This window comes from Pontibacter populi (genome assembly GCF_019336435.1).
GTDB classification, from domain to species: domain Bacteria; phylum Bacteroidota; class Bacteroidia; order Cytophagales; family Hymenobacteraceae; genus Pontibacter; species Pontibacter humidus.
The window spans coordinates 488,176-507,962 of sequence record NZ_JAHWXQ010000002.1; the positions used below are offsets into that span (position 1 = coordinate 488,176).

General features: G+C 43.3%; 14 protein-coding genes. All 14 read left to right on the forward strand.

Features of this window, described 5'->3' with window-relative positions; translation table 11 throughout:
* Positions 1-1,257: a glycosyltransferase gene (locus KYK27_RS08635; RefSeq protein WP_199109634.1), complete on the forward strand. Its 1,257-nt coding sequence runs from the start codon at positions 1-3 to the stop codon at positions 1,255-1,257.
* Between the two features lie 27 nt (positions 1,258-1,284).
* Positions 1,285-2,913, forward strand: a complete 1,629-nt coding sequence (locus KYK27_RS18355; RefSeq protein WP_233150342.1) for a glycosyltransferase — start codon at positions 1,285-1,287, stop codon at positions 2,911-2,913.
* Positions 2,910-3,929: a polysaccharide deacetylase family protein gene (locus KYK27_RS08650; protein ID WP_199109635.1), complete on the forward strand. Its 1,020-nt coding sequence runs from the start codon at positions 2,910-2,912 to the stop codon at positions 3,927-3,929. The genes KYK27_RS18355 and KYK27_RS08650 overlap by 4 nt, the downstream gene beginning before the upstream one ends.
* A gap of 7 nt (positions 3,930-3,936) precedes the next feature.
* On the forward strand, positions 3,937-4,869 hold the full coding sequence (locus KYK27_RS08655; protein ID WP_199109636.1) for a glycosyltransferase family 2 protein: 933 nt from the start codon (positions 3,937-3,939) through the stop codon (positions 4,867-4,869).
* Positions 4,857-5,915, forward strand: coding sequence for a glycosyltransferase family 2 protein (locus KYK27_RS08660; RefSeq protein ID WP_199109637.1), 1,059 nt, complete (start codon positions 4,857-4,859; stop codon positions 5,913-5,915). The genes KYK27_RS08655 and KYK27_RS08660 overlap by 13 nt, the downstream gene beginning before the upstream one ends.
* Before the next feature lie 193 nt (positions 5,916-6,108).
* On the forward strand, positions 6,109-7,014 hold the full coding sequence (locus KYK27_RS08665) for a glycosyltransferase family 2 protein (protein ID WP_199109638.1): 906 nt from the start codon (positions 6,109-6,111) through the stop codon (positions 7,012-7,014).
* On the forward strand, positions 7,011-8,081 hold the full coding sequence (locus tag KYK27_RS08670) for a glycosyltransferase (protein ID WP_199109639.1): 1,071 nt from the start codon (positions 7,011-7,013) through the stop codon (positions 8,079-8,081). Before KYK27_RS08665 ends, KYK27_RS08670 begins: the two co-directional genes overlap by 4 nt.
* Positions 8,082-8,498: 417 nt before the next feature.
* Positions 8,499-9,926 carry a T9SS type A sorting domain-containing protein gene (locus KYK27_RS08675; RefSeq protein ID WP_199109640.1) on the forward strand — a complete coding sequence of 476 codons (1,428 nt, stop codon included), beginning with the start codon at positions 8,499-8,501 and terminating at the stop codon, positions 9,924-9,926.
* 283 nt (positions 9,927-10,209) lie between these two features.
* The gene (locus tag KYK27_RS08680; RefSeq protein ID WP_199109641.1) at positions 10,210-12,822 is read left to right on the forward strand and encodes a LamG-like jellyroll fold domain-containing protein; all 2,613 of its coding nucleotides are present in this window, start codon (positions 10,210-10,212) and stop codon (positions 12,820-12,822) included.
* Positions 12,823-13,097: 275 nt separating this feature from the next.
* Positions 13,098-13,529 carry an HYC_CC_PP family protein gene (locus tag KYK27_RS08685; RefSeq protein ID WP_199109642.1) on the forward strand — a complete coding sequence of 144 codons (432 nt, stop codon included), beginning with the start codon at positions 13,098-13,100 and terminating at the stop codon, positions 13,527-13,529.
* A 156-nt stretch (positions 13,530-13,685) separates the two neighbouring features.
* The gene (locus tag KYK27_RS08690) at positions 13,686-14,972 is read left to right on the forward strand and encodes an efflux RND transporter permease subunit (protein WP_199109643.1); all 1,287 of its coding nucleotides are present in this window, start codon (positions 13,686-13,688) and stop codon (positions 14,970-14,972) included.
* A 129-nt stretch (positions 14,973-15,101) separates the two neighbouring features.
* Complete coding sequence (locus KYK27_RS08695) at positions 15,102-17,000, forward strand: efflux RND transporter permease subunit (RefSeq protein WP_199109644.1); 1,899 nt, start codon at positions 15,102-15,104, stop codon at positions 16,998-17,000.
* 10 nt (positions 17,001-17,010) lie between these two features.
* Positions 17,011-18,369: a TolC family protein gene (locus KYK27_RS08700; RefSeq protein ID WP_233150343.1), complete on the forward strand. Its 1,359-nt coding sequence runs from the start codon at positions 17,011-17,013 to the stop codon at positions 18,367-18,369.
* Positions 18,370-18,467: 98 nt separating this feature from the next.
* Positions 18,468-19,766, forward strand: a complete 1,299-nt coding sequence (locus tag KYK27_RS08705) for an efflux RND transporter periplasmic adaptor subunit (RefSeq protein ID WP_199109645.1) — start codon at positions 18,468-18,470, stop codon at positions 19,764-19,766.
* The last annotated feature ends 21 nt before the right edge of the window (positions 19,767-19,787 follow it).

A 19,787-nucleotide genomic window follows, 5' to 3' on the forward strand; every position in this document is an offset into this window, starting at 1 on the left:
ATGAAAATCCACCCACCATATCACATCAAACATATCCGACTCCAGGAGGATCCGACACCAGTTTATAGTGATCCGTCTCCGACTGGCAGTTACCTTGTTTTCTGGTGGAGTGATATTGCCTTAGGAGATCTCTACCTTGAGCCAAACAAAAAGATTTCGGAGAAAGAGTATTATAGACTTATGAGGCATGCCATACTACCTGCCCTCCGATTCTATGCCACTGAACAACAGCATTTACAACCCGATTGGCAAAAGCTACTTCCTGATAACAACTATAAAGCCTGGGCCATTACTTTAGAGGCTTTGTTCTTAAATTATACTTCTACTATAGTTGCTGAGCGCGTACCTGTGTCGGTAATTATCTGCACACATAACAGAGCCTCCCAATTGCAGCAGTGTCTAACAAACCTCAGCAAACTTGCCTGCCAAGCGGTAGAAATTATAGTTGTAGATAATGCCCCTACTGATGCAGCCACTGAGATAACAGTAAAGCAATTCACATATGCAGGCAACCTGGCATATGTAAGAGAGCCTCGAAAGGGCCTCGACATTGCCCGGAATACTGGTTTAAAACATGCAGCCTATTCTGTTGTGGCTTTTGTGGATGATGATGTATCCGTACATCACCTTTGGCTACACCACGTCTGGGATTCTTTCAGGAACCCGGGGATTGCTGCCATGACGGGTTTGGTGCTAGCCTCTGAGTTACAAACCGAGGCCCAATATTTATTTGAAAAACACTGGAGCTTTAACCGGGGCTATGCGGACAAAATCTATACCAAAAGCTTCTTACTCAATACGTATGCTCAAGGACCACCGGTTTGGGAAATTGGTGCAGGAGCAAACATGGCCTTCAGAAAGGATGTGCTAGAAGCTACTGGCACTTTTAACGAATTACTGGACGCTGGAGCGGCAGGGTGTAGCGGTGATTCAGAACTATGGTACCGCCTTTTGTTGCATGGTTACACAATACACTACAACCCCAGAGCCATCGTATACCATCAGCACAGAAAGGATATCAAAAGCTTAAGAAAACAGATATTCTATTACATGCGTGGCCATGCAGCAGCAGCTCTTATTCAGCAGAAGCAATACAAAGGGGCTGCTTACACTCAGCACCTGATCAGGTTATTGCTTAAAGGGTACACTCGCTCTATACTTAGAGGTTTCCCCAGCTACCAGGCAAGGTACACAACCCTCTGGGCACAGATAAGCGGAGTATTATCAGGGCTCATATTTTACTATAAAAACAGGTAATTCCATTGCCAAGGAGTTCTACAAATTATGCAGCCAGCATCTCAAATGTCTTTTAATCCATTGGTTACGGTTATCATCCCGTGTTATAACCATGCTGTGTACCTGCATAAGGCCATAAAAAGTGTATTAAACCAGACCTATATCAACATCGAGATAATTGTGGTAGACGATGGCTCTACTGATAACACGCAGGCAGTTGCTACAAGCTACCATCCCGTCACATATGTTTACCAACAAAATCAGGGCCTTTCAGCAGCCCGGAACACAGGCATTAAAAAAAGCAATGGCGAGTGCCTGGTATTTCTAGATGCCGACGATTGGCTCTACCCGAAAGGCATAGAAATTAATGTAGGTTACATGCAGGCACATAAGGATGTTGCCTTTATATCTGGGACATTTGATGCCATTTATGTCCAGGAAAATAAGATAAGAGAGGGTGTTGTTGAAGTAAATTCAGATCACTACTGTCGTTTACTTCAATGCAACTACATAGGCATGATCGCGACGGTGCTTTTCCAACGGTGGGTATTTGAGGAATTTTCTTATGATGTCACTTTGAAGAACTGTGAAGATTATGACTTATTCCTAAAAATAGCCCGGAAATACAAGGTTTATCATCACCTGAATAAGATAGCGGCCTACAGGATACATACTTCCAACATGTCAACAAACATACCCGACATGCTTAATGGTGTATTACGTATTCAACAAAAGCAAAAAGAAAACCTGCTGGAGGAAAAGGAAATAAAAGCTTTTAAGGCTGGCCGTAGAATTTGGAAGAACTATTACTGCCACGAACTATACAGGAAATTAGTCCACAGAAAAGACCCTCCTGCAAAAGAAGAACTGGAAACTCTTCTAAAATATAAACCTGCTTATTACCTCAAATACAATATTGTTTCTAAAACTACCACGCTGAAAACTGTAGCTAAAGAACTGGCCCCGGACTATAGTTTAAAATGGCTACACAAACTAGGGATATACAAAAAATATATCCCTAAAATAAGGAAAGTTAACCTGGGCGACCTTGACCGAACAACCCCTTTCAGCACAGAGTTTGGTTATGACCGGGGCGGACCGATAGACAGGTATTACATTGAAAACTTTTTGGAACTGGAGCGAAAAAGAATAAAAGATAGAGTTCTTGAGATTGGTGACAATGAGTATACACTCCGTTTTGGAGGAGAAAGTGTTACTCAGAGTGATATTCTGCATGTAGATTCTAGCAACCCGAATGCCGCCTTCATTGGAGACATTAGCAATGCTCCGGATATCCCGGATAATTTATTTGACTGCATTATCCTTACCCAAACACTTCATCTGATTTATGATGTTCAGGGTGCACTAAGAACCTGCCATCGTATACTAAAGCCCGGAGGCACCTTAATACTCACCGTTCCAGGCATCACTCCTATTGACCATGGGCAGTGGAAAGATATCTGGTACTGGTCATTTACGGTAAAATCCATGCAGAAACTACTACAGGACACTTTCTCTGGAGATATAGCAGTTAATTCTTATGGCAATGTACTGGCGGCCACATCTTTCCTGTATGGTCTTGGTCTTCCCGAAATACCAAAAGAAAAGCTTATACCCAACGACCCTCATTATCAGGTAATCATTTCAGTCAGAGCCACTAAAAAGGATGTCTCATGAATACAGGCAGGTTCTCTTTCTTAAGCAGATTCAGATCGCCGAAGGCTCTGGTACTGATGTATCATCGCGTTGGCATACCTGATACAGATATATGGGAAATGACTGTCACTCCTGAGAATTTTGAGCAACAGCTACAGGCCTTAAAAAAAACAGGAAACGTTATTAAACTACAGGAATTGATAGATGGGCTAAAAGCTAAAAAACTAATGAACAACAGCATAGCTCTTACCTTTGACGATGGATACGCTGACAATTATGAAAACGCTAAACAGCTGCTTGAAATGTACCAGTTGCCCTGTACATTTTTCATTTCTTCGGGCCTGATAAATAAAGACGAAGAATTCTGGTGGGACGAACTAGCCAGCATCATATTCAAATCCAAGGTTTTGCCAGTCACGATATCTATAACTATAAACCATACTTTTATAAATATGCATCTGAAGGATGAGGTTGCTTTAGATGAACGCCAGATAGCAATAAACGCCTCGTGGAAAGCCTGCACAGATCCTCCACCTACGCTGCGCTGCGAACTATATCTGAAACTATGGGAGGCACTCAAACCACTGCCTTATACTGAGCAAAGAAAAGAATTAAGCAAAATACGTGCATGGGCCAATCATACTTTACCCAGGGCTCCAAAGAACAAATGCATGTCCGCCATTCAACTTCAGGATCTGGCCCGTAACGAATTGTTTGATATAGGCGCTCATACAGTTACCCATCCGTCATTAAAGTGCTACAACTATAAGATACAACAATCTGAACTTAGGGATAACAAAGAATTTCTTAATCGATTAACAGGTAGACCTATAAACCTATTAACGTATCCGTATGGCAACTATAATACCGAAACTATAAAAGCTACTGAAGAAGCTGGTTTCGACGCTGCCTTCACCACAGAGGAAATCCCAGTAAGGCATCACTCCCAACTGTATAGTTTAGGAAGGTTCCAGGTGCTGAACCTTCCGAGGCCTGGGTTCGAGCGTGCAATACACTATTGGCAACAGTTAAAGTAACCAAGTTATGCCTAATTCACCGCTGGTATCAGTTATAATTCCTTTTTTAAATGAGGAAGATTTTCTTTCAGAAGCGATAGAAAGTGTACTGGCGCAAAAATATACGCATTGGGAATTGATTCTTGTTGATGATGGCTCTACCGACACGAGTACAGCAATAGCAAAGGAATACGCAAAAAAGTCTGGAAACAAAATTCACTATACTGAACATGATACGCATAGTAACAAAGGGTTAAGCGCAAGTAGAAACCAGGGAATAAGGCATTCGAGGGGAGAACTTATCGCTTTTCTTGATGCAGATGACGCCTGGCTACCTGACAAGCTTCTGAACCAGGTAGCTATCTTTTATAAATATCCCGACGTTTCGATGGTCGCTGAAGCATCCCTTTACTGGTTCAGCTGGCGCATTCCTGACAAAAAAGATATTCCTGTAACAATTGGCGCGCCACAAAATAGAGCCTACAGGCCCATGGAATTGCTCCATTACCTGTACCCCCTGAAAAAAGGGGCTGCCCCCTGCCCTTCCGGCTTAATCGTATCAAGGCAGGCTATTAACAGGTGTGGTGGATTTGAGGAAAGCTTCGCACGAGAATACCAGTTGTATGAAGATCAGGCTTTCCTTCTTAAGATATATTTAAAAGAGAGCGTTTACATTTCCTCCTTATGCCACAACTGGTACAGGCAACGAGCCGGATCTATTGTACAGAAAGTAAAATCTGATGGACATTATGATAAGGTGCGTATGTACTTCCTAGAGTGGATGGAGAATTATTTAAACAAGGAGCGCATAACGAATCAAGACGTACATAAACTTTTAAGGGCTGCGCTTCTCCCTTACCGGAAACCAAATACTTTTTATATTACCGTTTACCTACCTGTAAAAGTGAAAGGTGTCATAAAAAAAGGGTTAAAAAAAATACTGCCATCATGCCTGCTTTAACTGTTCTTATGCCTGTTTTTAACGCTGAAAGATTTCTATCAGAAGCAATAGACAGTATTTTACAGCAGACATTTCAGGACTTTGAATTTATAATTATCGATGACGGATCCAGTGATAAAAGTGTTTCTATTATACAGTCTTATTCCGATCCGCGCATACGCTTCTATGCAAACAAGGAGAACATTGGTATTTCTGAAACACTTAATAAAGGCATAAAATTGGCTGAAGCACCATGGATAGCCCGTATGGATGCTGATGATATTAGTTACCCGGAAAGACTCGAAAAGCAAATGGCCTACCTGGAAGCTAACCCTGATTGCGGAATGGTCTCGACACAAACACGGGTAATTTCAGAAACAGGGAATGTACTAAGAATAGACCGGATCAGGAGCGAACATTTTTATTATAACATGGCTTTCATCTGCTGGATATATCATCCCACAGTATTATTCAGTAAAACGGCAGTACAGGAAGCAGGGATGTATACGGCAACTTACTCAGAGGACTTCGAGCTTTTTTGGCAGATCTCCAGAAGATATAAGATTTATAACCTACCAACTATACTGTTAGACTATCGTGTAACAGACCAAAGCCTGCACCAAATTCTAAAAAGAGCGGAATATGATAATGCACAACAAGAGCAGGTGCTAAGAAACCTGCGTTATTATGCCGGTAACAACTATAACTTGCCTTCCAGTTTTATAGCATGTTTCAGGCATAACTTCGAACCACTAAAAAAAGAGTTGAACCTTGATAAAATCATTGCCTGCGTTAAAGAATTAGACTATTTAACAGAGTGTATACTTGCAAAAGAAAACCCTAATTATGACGCTACGGCAATCAGAACAGCTGCGAAGTATAAGAAACATTACATCTTAACTAATTTATCAGATGGTCTGCCATTAGCGCAGAGAGCCTATCTTTGGCTAAGGTTGGAATCACTTAGAACTATTTTAAAGCTCCTGAAAAGTAATCTGATTAACGGTATAAAAGATCGTTCCTTCTCTAATAAAAGCCGTTCAATAATGTCCCTACATATGTTTTAAGCTCACTTATTTTATAATTTATATTATAAAATATATCCCTATAATTCTACAAGGTTCAGTATAATCCGTATAACTAGTTCAACCGTGTGCTAAGTCTGAATTAAAAGTATTGCCTTTGATGAGTATTATTACTTTAGAGCCACCTGCTATACAACCTGCACTGCAACTAAAACAGAACCCTATCCTATCTGTGATGATCCCTGTATACAATTGCGGTCAGTTTATAGCAGAAGCATTAAAGAGTGTGTTGGAGCAGGGATTTTCGGAAGAGGAAATGCAGATAGAGGTAGTTGATGATGATAGTACTGATATTGATGTTGAGGCACTGGTGAGCCAGGTTGGAAAGGGAAGAATAAGATACTTTAAACAACCAAATAACGTAGGCAGCCTTAAGAATTTTACCACCTGCATTAACCGTGCTGAAGGTAAACTGATTCATCTGTTACACGGTGATGACAAGGTTAAACCGAGGTATTATGACAAGATTCTTGAGCTGTTTAAAAAATATCCCCAGGCAGGTGCTGCCTTTACACGGTATAGTTGCATAGATGAGAACGGCACAAAACTACAGGACAAAAGCGTTGAGATGGCGCAAGAGGGAATACTAAAAAACTGGTTACTAACTATAGGAGAGCGACAGCGCATACAATACGCAGCCATAACAGTCAGGCGAGCCGTCTACGAGCAGCTTGGCGGGTTCTTAGGACCGAACTATGGCGAGGACTGGGAAATGTGGGTGAGAATTGCAAAGCACTATCCTATTGCCTACTCTCCGGCTATTTTGGCTGATTACAGGATGCATACAAGTTCTATATCAGGTAAAAAGTTCCTGACCGGAGAACACCTGCAGGACTTGTACTATGTCATGCTACTAATTCAGAAACACCTTCCGCAGGACAAAAAGCAAAGCATCCTTAACAAATCAAGAAAATACTATGCGTCCTATGGTATCAAAGTAGCAGAAAAGCTCTGGAATACGCTTCATGACAAACAAGTTGTAAAGGCACAGATAAGGCAATCTTTGAACCTGCACAGCAGCCTGAAGCTATATGTACTGATCGGAATACTTTATTACAAAATTACATTTAGCAGTGCATGAGAACAGGAATATCAGTAGTTATCTGCTCTTATAATGGCGCAGAGCTACTCCCGGAAACCATAAAGCACCTCGTTCAACAGAAAGTAAGCCTAGGTTTAAGCTGGGAGATCATTATAATAGACAATGCCTCTACCGACAATACAGCTGAAGTAGCAATTTCAGAATGGAGAAAGTATCAGATTGCTGTTAGTTTTTCCGTACTTAAACAACCTAAGCAGGGCTTAACCTTTGCCCGCGAGCTTGCTTTGGAGCAGGCAAAATATAAATTCGTTTTATTCTGCGACGATGATAATTGGCTAAGCCCTGATTATGTAAACTGCGCATACGAAATTATGGACCGGCAGCCCAATATTGGGATACTTGGAGGAAATGGCACATTGGAATTCGAGACTAACCCACCATTGTGGGCTGCCAGCCTTTCGTCATTTGCAAATGGCCCTCAAGCTATAGCATCGGGCAAAGTAGAAAATAACATTGTCTATGGTGCGGGGTTCACAATACGAAAGTCTGCTTATGAATCATTAGTCAGAGCAGGATATAAACCCCTATTATCGGATAGGTCCGGTAATTCTCTGAGTGCTGGTGGCGATTATGAACTCTGTTATGCTATTACTCTTATAGGCTATGATATCTGGTATGAAGAAAATCTGAAGTTTAAGCACTTCATGCCCGCTAAAAGAATAAACTGGAATTATTGTGTCCGCTTGTATAAGGAGGGAGCGGAATGTTTAACTGTGCTAACACCATACCGTCTGCGTGTAAATAAGAACGTCACTAGTACGCTATCATTTAACATAAACCTCTTTAAAACTTTCCTAAACCAATCGAAGAAGCTGCTTCCTTTACTGATACAGAAATTTAAACTACAGCCTGATTCGGAAGAAGCGAAGTTAAATTTATTAAAAATAACTGCTTTAAAAGCAAGAATACTTAGCCTCAGGAATATTAAAGGTATGCAACAGAATTTTTTTAAAATTCTTACAATTAAACATCAGGTTAATAGGTATAACCAAAGAATGATCACTCCTTCAAAGGCTTCATCCAAACATATAAAAAGTGCTATATAAGAACTAAAGCTCAATATGATGTCTTGATTCAACATTTCAGCAGACGAATCTCGCCCTTCATCACATCAACAGCTCCATTAAACAACACATTTACATTCTCTTCCGGATACTTTTCCCGTTTTAACCTGCTTAATGTTTTCAGGGACAAATTCTGCTATTATACGAACGATTTTAGAACACGGTAAATATAAACATTCTAAAAATTAATATAAACTATTAGCGATCATAATTATTGATATTTCGTAAATAATTGAAAGAAAGTGATTAATTATTCACCTCTTATTATACACCCCAACTTACCATACTAGTACATTAAGTTTACTCGCTGCTGTTTGTTTAGCTCCGGTTAAAGCCTAGTAAGAATTTCGTGCTTTGATGATATTATTTAGAATGCTATCAATTATTATTCTATAGGCTATGATAAAAAAATTTACCCTTCTTGTAATCGGGATGGTTCTGCTTTCAATAAATCTGCATGCACAATTCAATAGTGTCGAAAACTTAAAAAAAACAGCTATATCTGCTAGTACTGGTGAGAAGCCACAATCTAAAGTATGGACATATGCCTGCGAACATTGGGCTGTTTTTCCTAATGCAGATGGCACTTTCCTCTGGCAGTTAAACGGAACATCCTGGTCAAAAAAACTAAAGCTATCTCCTAGTACCACTTCTAAAGCCGATTGTAAGGTTATTGGTAATGTCACGCACATCCTGCTGTTTCAGGGCACTTCTTCTCAATTAGTTTCTCTTGAGTATAACACTTCCTCAAACAGCTATCGCCTATGGGGACCAAGGGCGGCAACAGTGAGTATAACGCTGGATGCTGATGTGGAAACAGCAACTATAGATGTTGATGGAAACGGGCGGATGTGGCTTGCATCAGATGGGCTGGATAAAATAAATGTGAGATGGAGTGATGCACCTTATACAGAGTGGAGCGGGGCAATAACCCTTGCAACCGGTATAAACATAGATGATATAGGAGCTGTGGTTGCGTTGCCCGGAAAAGTGGGTGTATTCTGGTCAGATCAGAACAGGAAGCAGTTCGGGTTCAGGACACATGAAGATGGTACAAACCCAACTGTGTGGTCAAAAGACGAAGTACCTGCTTCACAGGCTGCACGAGATGTAGGTAAAGGCATGGCTAACGATCATATTAACATGGCTGTTGCGAGTGATGGTACCTTGTATTGTGCCATAAAAACTGAATTTAGATTAGAATTTGAAAAATTGCCTTATCCTTTACTGGGACTTCTGGTCCGCCGGCCTTCAGGCAAATGGGATGACTTATATGACGTAACAAAAACAGGTACTAGGCCCATAGTTCTGCTGAATGAAAAACTTAACAAAATACGTGTGGTTTATACTTCGGATGACCCAGGCGGAGATATCATTTATAAAGAGTCAAGTACATCCGACATTATTTTCAGGGAGCCTATAATGCTGATTAAAGGATTTTATAATGATGTAACGAGTAGTAAGGATAGTGTTGGCTCAGAGGTGGTTATATTAGCTTCAAATAAAAACAATCTGGTTGGAGTACTTGCATCTGACATACCTGATCCTACAGACATCTGTAATATGAGAGAAATGTTTTTAGCTTACCCTAACCCATTCAATGTAACATCCACACTTCTCTTTAACTTCAAACATGAAACTGAGTATGCACTTGTTTTATATGATAGTAAAGGAGCTAAAGTAGCGACAGTAGGTAAAGGCAAATCAGGGGCTGTTATACAAAACACGTTGGAATTTAATGGTGATTCACTTGCGCGCGGATTGTACATTTTAAAGCTCCATACGTCAACTAACAACCGATACCTAAAACTTATTAAAGAGAATTAATTGAATATATCCTGTAAATACATATTCATCTTTCATCTATCTACGAAGGTATATTAACAGTTTACTAACTATTATGTTATATAACCATAATAAGACATAAAATCATACAACTTCTTAACAGATCCCACTTATAACTATTTACTCCAAACGTTTATTCCTTTGCTCCATTTATAAACATTAAACCGGGCAATGAAATATAATTTATATCAGGCTGCCAGCTGAAAGAAAAGGAGGCATGCAGTAACTTGAAATAATCGTGTTTGAGAACTATAAATAGCTAAGTATGTCAAAATATATACAATTCATTTTCTTAATAGTCCCCTTTTTTATATCAGTTAATCCAGCTTATGCCTATACCTTAAATCATTTTTCACACGCTTCGCGCAGTGTACCAGAGCTATGGCAAAATCCACAGGACGGCATACCTGGAAAAGCAGGAGTTGTAACAAAGGCTGAAAGCCAGGCATATTCTAAAGCAACAACCCCGGCAACTTCTGAAAATCTAAAGAATAAAGAAAAATCAAAGGAACAGCTCGCTGCAGACGCTGGCTCTTCTGCGGTAGCCGCGCAGGGTTTTACTACTTTAACCAAATTACAGCCGGTTTCCATTAGTACAAGTACAGGCGAAAAGCCTCAGGCTAAAGTATGGAAATATGCAGGTAAGCACTGGGCTGTTTTACCTAATGCATCCGGCACGTTTCTGTGGAGATTAGACGGTAACTCCTGGACAAATGTGCTTAAGCTCTCAACTAAGACTACCTCGAAAGCCGATTGTAAAATAGTAGGCCAGGTTGCACACATCTTGTTATTTCAGGGCAGATCTTCACAGATAGTATCTGTAGACTATTTATCTGCCCTGGGTACTTACCAACTCTGGTCAAAGAGAACATCAACAGTAGGGCTTTATTTTGAAAGTGGCGTTGAGACTGCCACAATTGATATTGATGGGACCGGGCGAATGTGGCTTGCCTCTGACGGAGCGAGCACCATACACGCAAGGTGGAGTGATTCCCCCTATACTAACTGGAGCGCCCCTGTTACTATAGCCACCGGCGTAACAAGCGACGACATAGGTGCTGTTATTGCTTTACCGGGCAAAATTGGCATATTATGGTCTAACCAAAATGCGAAACGGTTCGGATTTAAAACTCATACCGACGGAGCTAGTCCTGCCACGTGGTCTGCCGATGAAATACCCGCTTCACAGTCAGCTTTAAATATAGGTAACGGTATGGCTGATGATCATCTAAACATGTCTGTAGGGGCAGATGGCGTACTTTATTGTGGAGTCAAAACAGGATATGATGTCACAGGATATCCAGAAATAGCCTTGCTTGTTCGTCGTACATCAGGTAGCTGGGATAATTTATATCAAGTTGCACCTTTAGGCACCAGACCTGTAGTTATATTGAATGAAGCACTGGATAAAGTTAGAGTTGTTTATACTTCAAGTGATACCGGGGGGCCTATTCTCTACAGAGAATCTCCTACCTCTTCAATCCAGTTCGGCTCCCAGATGACATTGCTGGATGGAGGTACTTATAATAACTCCACGAGTACAAAAGAGAATTTCACAACAGATATAGTTGTACTTGCTTCCAGCAGTACGCAGGCAGTTGGTGTGCTTGCAACAGATGGCTCCTCCCTTCAAACAGTTCCGGCTGCTCCCGTATTAGCCGCCCCCGCCAACCAAACTACTAACATGGCGGTTCCAGTCTCCCTAAGTTGGAATAGCTCAGCAAATGCAAATTCATATGAAGCACAGGTATCTACTTCCTCGTCTTTTTCAACTACAGCTTTTAGCCAAAGCGGCATCACATCAACGGCAGTTACAGTAAACAGCCTAGCCTATAACACAACATATTACTGGCGCATAAGAGCTGGTAACGAAGCGGGAGTAAGTGCATGGTCTTCTGTATGGAGTTTCAGCACAGGCAATGAGGTAACTACGCCACCTGTTTCAGCACTTGTAGGCCACTGGAAGATGAACGAGGGGAGTGGAAACATACTTACAGATGCTTCCGGAGTGGGCAATAATGCAACAATAACTGGTACACCAACCTGGATAAGTGGAAAAGATGGTTTAGCACTACTACTAAGCGGTTCAAACCAGTATGCTACCGTTGCAGATAATTCATCTTTGGATATTTCAAATACTATTACCCTTTCAGCATGGGTAAGACCAGCTAAAGTAGCTACACAATATATCATCAAGAAATCTTCTAACGGAACAGTCAATGGCTACGAACTTTCATTAGCAAGTAGCGGCTATGTTTTCTTCCGGATCAACCAGGCATCGGCTGGAGACTCTTACAGAATCAATTCTACGGTGCTTTACCCCAGCGACGGAGTGACCTGGATGCACATAGCAGCTACTTACGATGGCTCTGTGATTAAACTATATATTAATGGAACAGAGCATGCATCTAAAGTACTTACTTCGAAACCAGCAATAAGTAGCAACTCCCTCCCCTTAGCCATTGGTGCGCAAAGCGACGGAGTATATGGATTCAGAGGAGCCATTGATGATGCCCGTGTGTATAACTCTGCTCTTGGAGCATCAGAAATAAGTGCCCTAAGAACTAATTCAGCCACTATAGTTGCATCACCTTCAGGAGAAACAAAACGTGATGCTATGGAAAAGGAATTTATAGCTTATCCTAACCCTATCTCTTCTACTGCAACTATAAAATTCAGGGCTGCTTATGAAGGAACATATTCATTAACACTGCACGATATGAAAGGCGGTCTGATCCATATTTTAGAGGACGGACACGCCACTAAGGGTGAAGTCAAGTATTTTACACTCCAGAAGTCTGCTTTATCAAAAGGTGTGTATATAGCCCGGTTACGTACTCCAAAAAGAGTCGAGACAATTAAATTAATGGTGAATTAATGCATGATAACCTTTAGCTCTAAAGGAATTGAAGACAATTCTAATTCCTTTAGAGCTAATAACTTCAACCTATACCAGAAAACTACTGGTAACTGGACATATTTCAGTATCAGTCAGATAACTTCTTATTGCTTAATAAACCTGCCCAGCTTATACTAAATAAGAGAAACAGAACCCAATGAATGCATTCACTTGGAATTCTGTAAAACTTTTAGCTATTTATGTAAGGAAAGATCCAAAACCGGGCTTACCTTTGTAAGAGGCATAACATAATCATGAAACTATACCGCCAGGTCTTACTGCTTACACTTACATTGCTGGTGCTTGTCTCCTCGACAGGTGTGGCTGTGGGTATGCATATCTGTGGTGGTGAGTTGCGCGATGTTACCTTCTTTGGGGCTAAGGCAGATTGCCCGATGGAAGCAGCAAAAGAGAAAACGCCTGCATGCCATGCACCTAAGCAAACCGATGACGACAAAGCCTGCTGCCAGGATCATCAGGTAATAATGAAGCGCTTTGATGTTGCTTCAAAGCATACGGCAATAACACTCCATAAACTTCAGGACATTAAATTCATAGCTGCTGTAAAAGTAGTTATCCTGCAATTCTTCGCTCCTGAAGCCGATCAAAATCCAACTTACGCTCTTTACGAGTCTCCCCCACTGGCCCGCGACATACCGGTGCTGGTGCAATCTTTCCTGCTATAACCTTATAGTTTACCCATGCCATAGTTTGGCTGGCGTAGCTGTGTCTTTTTACCTGGCATAGTTAAACCGGACAAAACTGTATAGTTTGGCATGCCCTTTCATCAGCTGCTTTGCTGCATTTCCTTAATTTCCTGATAAGGTTAATCTTATACTTACATGATTGCGAAATTAATTTCCTTTTCGCTCCGTAACCGTTATATCGTGCTGCTAATTTCGGCGGCGCTGTTCGGTTGGGGCTTATATTCGGTACAGACAAACAAGGTAGATGCCATTCCTGACCTGTCTGAAAACCAGGTGATCGTTTTTACCGAATGGATGGGCCGCAGCCCGCAGATCATCGAAGACCAGATCACTTACCCGCTGGTAACTAACCTGCAGGGTTTGCCCGAGGTGAAATATGTGCGCGGCAGCTCCATGTTTGGCATGAGCTTCATCTATGTCATTTTCGAGGATGAGACCGATGTGTACTGGGCCCGTGAGCGGGTATTGGAGCGCCTTAGTTCAGTTGGCAATATGCTGCCGGAAGGAGTTGCCCCTACCCTTGGTCCCGACGGAACTGGCGTAGGTCACATCTTATGGTACACGCTGGATGCACCAGGTATGGATCTGGGCGAGCAGCGCGCTATCCAAGACTGGTATGTAAAATTCGGTTTGCAAAACGTGAAAGGTGTCAGTGAAGTAGCCTCGTTTGGTGGCTTCCAAAAGCAGTACCAGATCACGCTGGACCCAAACAAACTAACCTACTATAAGCTCTCTGTTCCGCAGGTTATTCAGTCCATTCGGGCTAATAACAACGAGGCCGGCGGTCGCAAATTCGAGCTTTCCGACATCGGTTACATTATTAAAACCACCGGTTATTTACAGTCGGCTGAAGAAATACAGAACATTGCCATTGCTACAAACAACACCATACCAGTACGGGTGCGCGATGTAGCCACTGTGCAAATGACCGGCGAAAGCCGCCTGGGTATATTTGACCTGAATGGTGAAGGCGAAGCCGTAGGTGGTATAGTGGTGATGCGTTACGGCGAGAACGCGGACGAAGTGATCGACAATGTAAAACTGAAGATGACCGAAGTAGCCAAAGGCTTACCGGAAGGCGTGAAATTCAACATTGTGTACGACCGTAGCGGCCTTATCAATGAGTCTATAGATTCAATCAAAAAGACACTAATAGAGGAAATGCTGGTGGCTTCAGTGATCGTATTCCTGTTCCTTTTCCATTGGCGAAGTGCTTTGGTTATACTCATCCAGTTGCCGCTTTCTGTTGCCATCGGTTTTATACTGCTTAACGCATTTGGTATCTCCTCCAATATCATGTCGCTGACAGGTATTGCCTTATCTATAGGTGTAATTGTGGATGATGCCATTGTAATGGTAGAGAATGCTTACCGGCATTTGGCAGAAGCCCAGAAAGGCAAAGAATGGATGGAAGAAGAGTAAAGTGTATGAGCTAAAGCTGTCATTTCGAACAAAGTGAGAAATCTATTTAGAATTTGATAAAGATCTCTCCTACCGACGAGATGACAAAACCATTCAGTCATTCAACATTCAATTATTCAAAATTGAAAAATGAAATTATCAAGAGAAGAAAGAATCCGGATCATAGAGAAGGCTGCCAAACAGGTAGGGCCAAGCGTGTTCTGGAGTACCATAATCGTTATCACCTCGTTCCTGCCGGTGTTTTTACTTACCGGTCAGGAAGGCAAGCTGTTTGGACCGCTGGCCTGGACAAAGACCTTTATACTTATAGTTGATGCCATTGTAGCTATTACGCTTACACCTGTGCTCATCTCTTTTTTCCTGAAGGGGAAGGTTAAAGGCGAGAATGCTAACCCATTGAACCGGGCGCTGGAACGTGTGTACGGCCCTGTGCTGAAATGGTGCCTTAACTGGCGCAAAACCACTATAGGCGTTAATATAATTGCCCTGTTGGTTGCCATACCCATGTTATTCAGTCTTGGCACTGAATTTATGCCGCCACTGGATGAAGGTTCTATCCTTTTCATGCCTGTAACACTGCCGGATATTTCCAACGCCGAAGCCAAACGCATTCTGCAGGTGCAGGACAAGATCATTAAATCGGTGCCGGAAGTTGAAAGTGTGTTGGGCAAAGCTGGCCGGGCGAGTACTGCTACCGACAACTCTCCTATCAGCATGATCGAAACCATCATCATGCTGAAGCCACAGTCGGAGTGGCGCGAAGGCATGACCAAGCAGGACATTATCCGCGAACTCGACACAAAACTACAGATTCCTGGTGTAGTAAATGGCTGGACCCAACCGATCATCAACCGCATTAACATGCTGGCAACCGGTATCCGTACCGATGTGGGTGTGAAAGTGTATGGCCAGAACCTGGATTCTATTGCCTCGGTGTCGGAGCGGGTAAGAACAGCGCTGCGCGACGTGCCGGGTGTGAATGACCTGTACGTAGAGCCAATTACAGGAGGAAAATACCTGGAGATCGACATTAACCGCGAAGCACTTGGCCGCTATGGGTTGACGGTAGATGACGTGAACATGATCGTGGAATCTGCCTTGGGTGGTACTTCCATTGGGAATACGATCGAAGGTCGCCAGCGCTTTTCCATAAATGTGCGCCTGGCACAAGAATACCGCAACAGCATAGAGCGCATTCAACGCATCCCGATCCAGACAGCATCATCCGGAACTATACCTTTGTCTTCAGTGGCAACTATACGCTTTACGGATGGTCCGCCGATGATCAATTCTGAAAATGCACAGCTGCGTGGAGCCGTACTCTTTAACGTGCGCGACCGCGACCTGGGCAGTACCGTGAAAGAAGCGATGGAGAAGATCAGCAATGAAGTAACCGGCATACCAAGCGGCTATTACCTGGAGTGGAGCGGACAATGGGAAAACCAAGTACGTGCTACCAAAACGCTGCAACTCATCATTCCGCTGGTGGTGCTTATCATCTTCTTTATCCTGTATTTCTCTTTCAATTCAATTAAAGAAGCTTTTTTCAGCCTGATAACTATACCGTTTGCGCTGATTGGGGGTGTGTTTATCGTCTACTTCTATGGCGTGAATTTATCGGTGGCAGTGGCGGTGGGCTTTATTGCGTTGTTTGGAATGGCCATAGAAACAGGTATGCTGATGGTTGTGTACCTGAATGAAGCCATGGGGCAACTGGTAGAACTGAAAGGCAACTCCAGCGAAACCATAACCAAACAGGACATCCGCGACTTTGTATTTAAAGGTGCAGTAAAACGTCTTCGCCCAAAGATCATGACCGTATCAGTATCGCTGTTCGGACTTATTCCGATACTCTGGGCGACGGGCATTGGAACCGATGTAATGAAACCTATTGTGCTCCCGCTGATCGGGGGTGTGTTTACTTCTTCCATTCACATATTGCTGGTAACTCCGGTTGTATTTGAGATAATGAAAGAATATGAATTAAGAAAACACGGCAAACTGGATATCTACGATGTTAAGCATTAAGAAAATATTTATGACGCGAGCGACCTCGCTCGTGACAAACTATAGTTGGGCCCCTGGCTTGGTTAAGCCAGTAAAGCTGCATTCCTGCCGTAACTATAATCTGGTGAGGGGTGGTTTAATGGCTGCTATAGTTATGCTTTTCCTGCTGGCTATAGTTCCGGCTCAGGCACAGCAACAACCTCATACTATGACCCTGGACAGCGTACTGCAGCGCATCAGCAAAAATAACCCGATGCTGCAGCAGTATGACTACCGCGCCAGGGCTATGGATGCTTATGCTGAAGGCGCAAAAAGCTGGATGGCGCCTATGGTGGGCGGCGGTGTGTATATGGTGCCGTACCCGGGTACTGAAGTGATGAATGAAAGCGACAAGGGTTCGCTCATGATCTCGGCTGAGCAAAGTATACCGAACCCGGCAAAGCAGCGCGCCAAGGAAAAATACATGCAGTCGAAGGCAGGCATTGAGCAGGCTACAAAAGCTGTAACCTATAATGAGCTGCGTGCGCAGGCCAAAACAGCCTACTATAACTGGGTAGTGCTGGAGAAGCAGCTGGATGTGCTGAAAGACAACGAGCGCATTATGGAATTTATGCTGAAAGTGGCTCGCATCCGCTACCCTTACAGCCAAGGCAAACTGGGCAGTATTTACAAAGCCGAAGCCCGCCTGCACGAAGTACAGAATATGCAGGAGATGGTGTCAACGCAGATAAAACAGCAGAACACCCAGCTCAATATACTGATGGATATGCCGCAAACTACCAACTATAAAATCGATACAACTATAGTTGTGACGCTGCCCACACATCACAACCAAACGGTAGATTCTACTTACCTGGCCAGCGCCCGCAGCGACATCCGCCAGCTCGACAGGACGATAGAATCGATGAAACTGGGTGTGGAGATGGAGAAGAAAGAGCGTTTGCCGGAGTTCAGCCTGCGTTTCGACCACATGTACCCGCGCGATAAGATGATGCCGCAACAATACACCGCTATGGGCATGATCTCCATACCGCTTGCGCCGTGGTCTTCTAAAATGTATAAGGCCAATACCAAAGCCATGAACCTGGAAGTACAGGCCATGCAGCGCGAGCGAAAAGCCATGCTGAACGAAGCGGAAGGCATGGCCAAAAATATGGCACTGGAGCTTAACGCGCTACATCATCACATCGAAAAATACACAGCCAAGATCATCCCGGCCCTGAAGAAGAATTATGATGTGACCATGCTGGCTTATGAACAGAACAATGCCCAGTTACCTGAAGTGATCGATGCCTGGGAGGCCCTTAACATGGCGCAAATGGAGTACCTGCAAAACCTGCAGCAACTCTACCAGATGACCGTGAACTATGAGAAAGAGATAGAGAAGTAATTTTGAATAACTGACTTTTGAATAATTGAATGGAAAACTCACTTTCAAACATTCATTTTTATTCAGTAAATCAGTTATTCAGTCATTCAAAATTAAATATGAAACGATACCTGAACATACTTTTGCTGGTGCTGGCTATAGTTGTAGCAGCCTGCTCCGGCGAAGACCATAACCATGCAGAAGGCGCTACGGAATATACCTGCCCGATGCACCCGCAGATCGTGCAGAACAAGCCAGGCACCTGCCCAATCTGTGGCATGGATCTGGTACCCAAAACGGCGCACGGCGATGGTGTAGAGATTACAGAAGAATTGGCCTTTTTGCTGAAACCAACTAATACCACTGTAATTGCTAACATCGCAACTATAAAACCTGAGCAGAAAACAGCCGAGGCTACTGTAAAGATGGATGGTGTTATAACCTATGACCCACGCCGTGTGTATTCGGTGCCAGCAAAAGTTGGCGGACGCATAGAGAAGCTGTTTGTGAAGTATAATTTCCAGCCGATACGCAAAGGCCAGAAGTTAATGGAAATCTATAGTCCGGACCTGATCACGGCTCAGAAGGAGCTGTTGTACCTGGTGCAGTCTGCCCCGGAGGACAAGCAACTGATACAGGCTGCCAGGCAAAAACTACAGTACCTGGGTGCTACGAACGAGCAGATAAACCGCCTGATCAGAAATGGCGAAGAGAGCTATACGTTTGCAGTTTACAGCCCTTATAATGGCTATGTGATCGATCTGAATGCCAGCGCGCCAAACGCAAATGCAGCTCCCGCGCCGGCAGCAGGCACTGGAGGCGGAATGGATGCTATGGGGGGCGGAACAAGCTCTGCAGCAACACCAACTACAACTACCCCAGCAGGGCAAACTATACAGCTTCGCGAAGGCATGTATGTAACTGCTGGCCAGCCTCTGGTACGTGTGGTAAATGCGGAGCAACTATGGGCAGAGTTTAATGTGCCGGCCGGCGATAATAACCCGTTGACAAAAGGTGCCCCTGTCGTGATCTCGTTCCCGCAACTGCCCGGCGAAAAACTGGAAGCCAAAGTAGATTTCGTTCAGCCGTTTTTTAGTGAGGGCGAGAATTTTGCAAAGGTGCGCGTTTACCTGCCGGGCAGCAATAAACTGGCGATGGTGGGACAACTGGTAACCGGAGAGGCCAGCTACAAAACCGATTCAGCGCTTTGGGTGCCCAGGGAGGCGGTCCTGAATATTGGAACAAAACATGTGGCTTTCAGAAAATCGGATGGCGGCTTTGAACCCGTGGCGGTAACTATAGGCACCAATGCCGGCAAAGAAGTACAGATCATTTCCGGTTTAAAAGAGACAGATGTAATTGCCACCAACGCACAGTTCCTGGTTGATAGTGAAAGCTTTATCAAAGTCAGTAACTGACAGAGTTAAATTATGAATAAC

Bases quoted from the DNA above. Each gene is read 5' to 3' on its own strand.
- KYK27_RS08635 (WP_199109634.1), top strand. From the start codon at position 1: ATGAAAATCCACCCACCATATCACATCAAACATATCCGACTCCAGGAG.
- KYK27_RS18355 (WP_233150342.1), top strand. From the start codon at position 1,285: ATGCAGCCAGCATCTCAAATGTCTTTTAATCCATTGGTTACGGTTATC.
- KYK27_RS08650 (WP_199109635.1), top strand. From the start codon at position 2,910: ATGAATACAGGCAGGTTCTCTTTCTTAAGCAGATTCAGATCGCCGAAG.
- KYK27_RS08655 (WP_199109636.1), top strand. From the start codon at position 3,937: ATGCCTAATTCACCGCTGGTATCAGTTATAATTCCTTTTTTAAATGAG.
- KYK27_RS08660 (WP_199109637.1), top strand. From the start codon at position 4,857: ATGCCTGCTTTAACTGTTCTTATGCCTGTTTTTAACGCTGAAAGATTT.
- KYK27_RS08665 (WP_199109638.1), top strand. From the start codon at position 6,109: ATGATCCCTGTATACAATTGCGGTCAGTTTATAGCAGAAGCATTAAAG.
- KYK27_RS08670 (WP_199109639.1), top strand. From the start codon at position 7,011: ATGAGAACAGGAATATCAGTAGTTATCTGCTCTTATAATGGCGCAGAG.
- KYK27_RS08675 (WP_199109640.1), top strand. From the start codon at position 8,499: ATGATAAAAAAATTTACCCTTCTTGTAATCGGGATGGTTCTGCTTTCA.
- KYK27_RS08680 (WP_199109641.1), top strand. From the start codon at position 10,210: ATGTCAAAATATATACAATTCATTTTCTTAATAGTCCCCTTTTTTATA.
- KYK27_RS08685 (WP_199109642.1), top strand. From the start codon at position 13,098: ATGAAACTATACCGCCAGGTCTTACTGCTTACACTTACATTGCTGGTG.
- KYK27_RS08690 (WP_199109643.1), top strand. From the start codon at position 13,686: ATGATTGCGAAATTAATTTCCTTTTCGCTCCGTAACCGTTATATCGTG.
- KYK27_RS08695 (WP_199109644.1), top strand. From the start codon at position 15,102: ATGAAATTATCAAGAGAAGAAAGAATCCGGATCATAGAGAAGGCTGCC.
- KYK27_RS08700 (WP_233150343.1), top strand. From the start codon at position 17,011: ATGACGCGAGCGACCTCGCTCGTGACAAACTATAGTTGGGCCCCTGGC.
- KYK27_RS08705 (WP_199109645.1), top strand. From the start codon at position 18,468: ATGAAACGATACCTGAACATACTTTTGCTGGTGCTGGCTATAGTTGTA.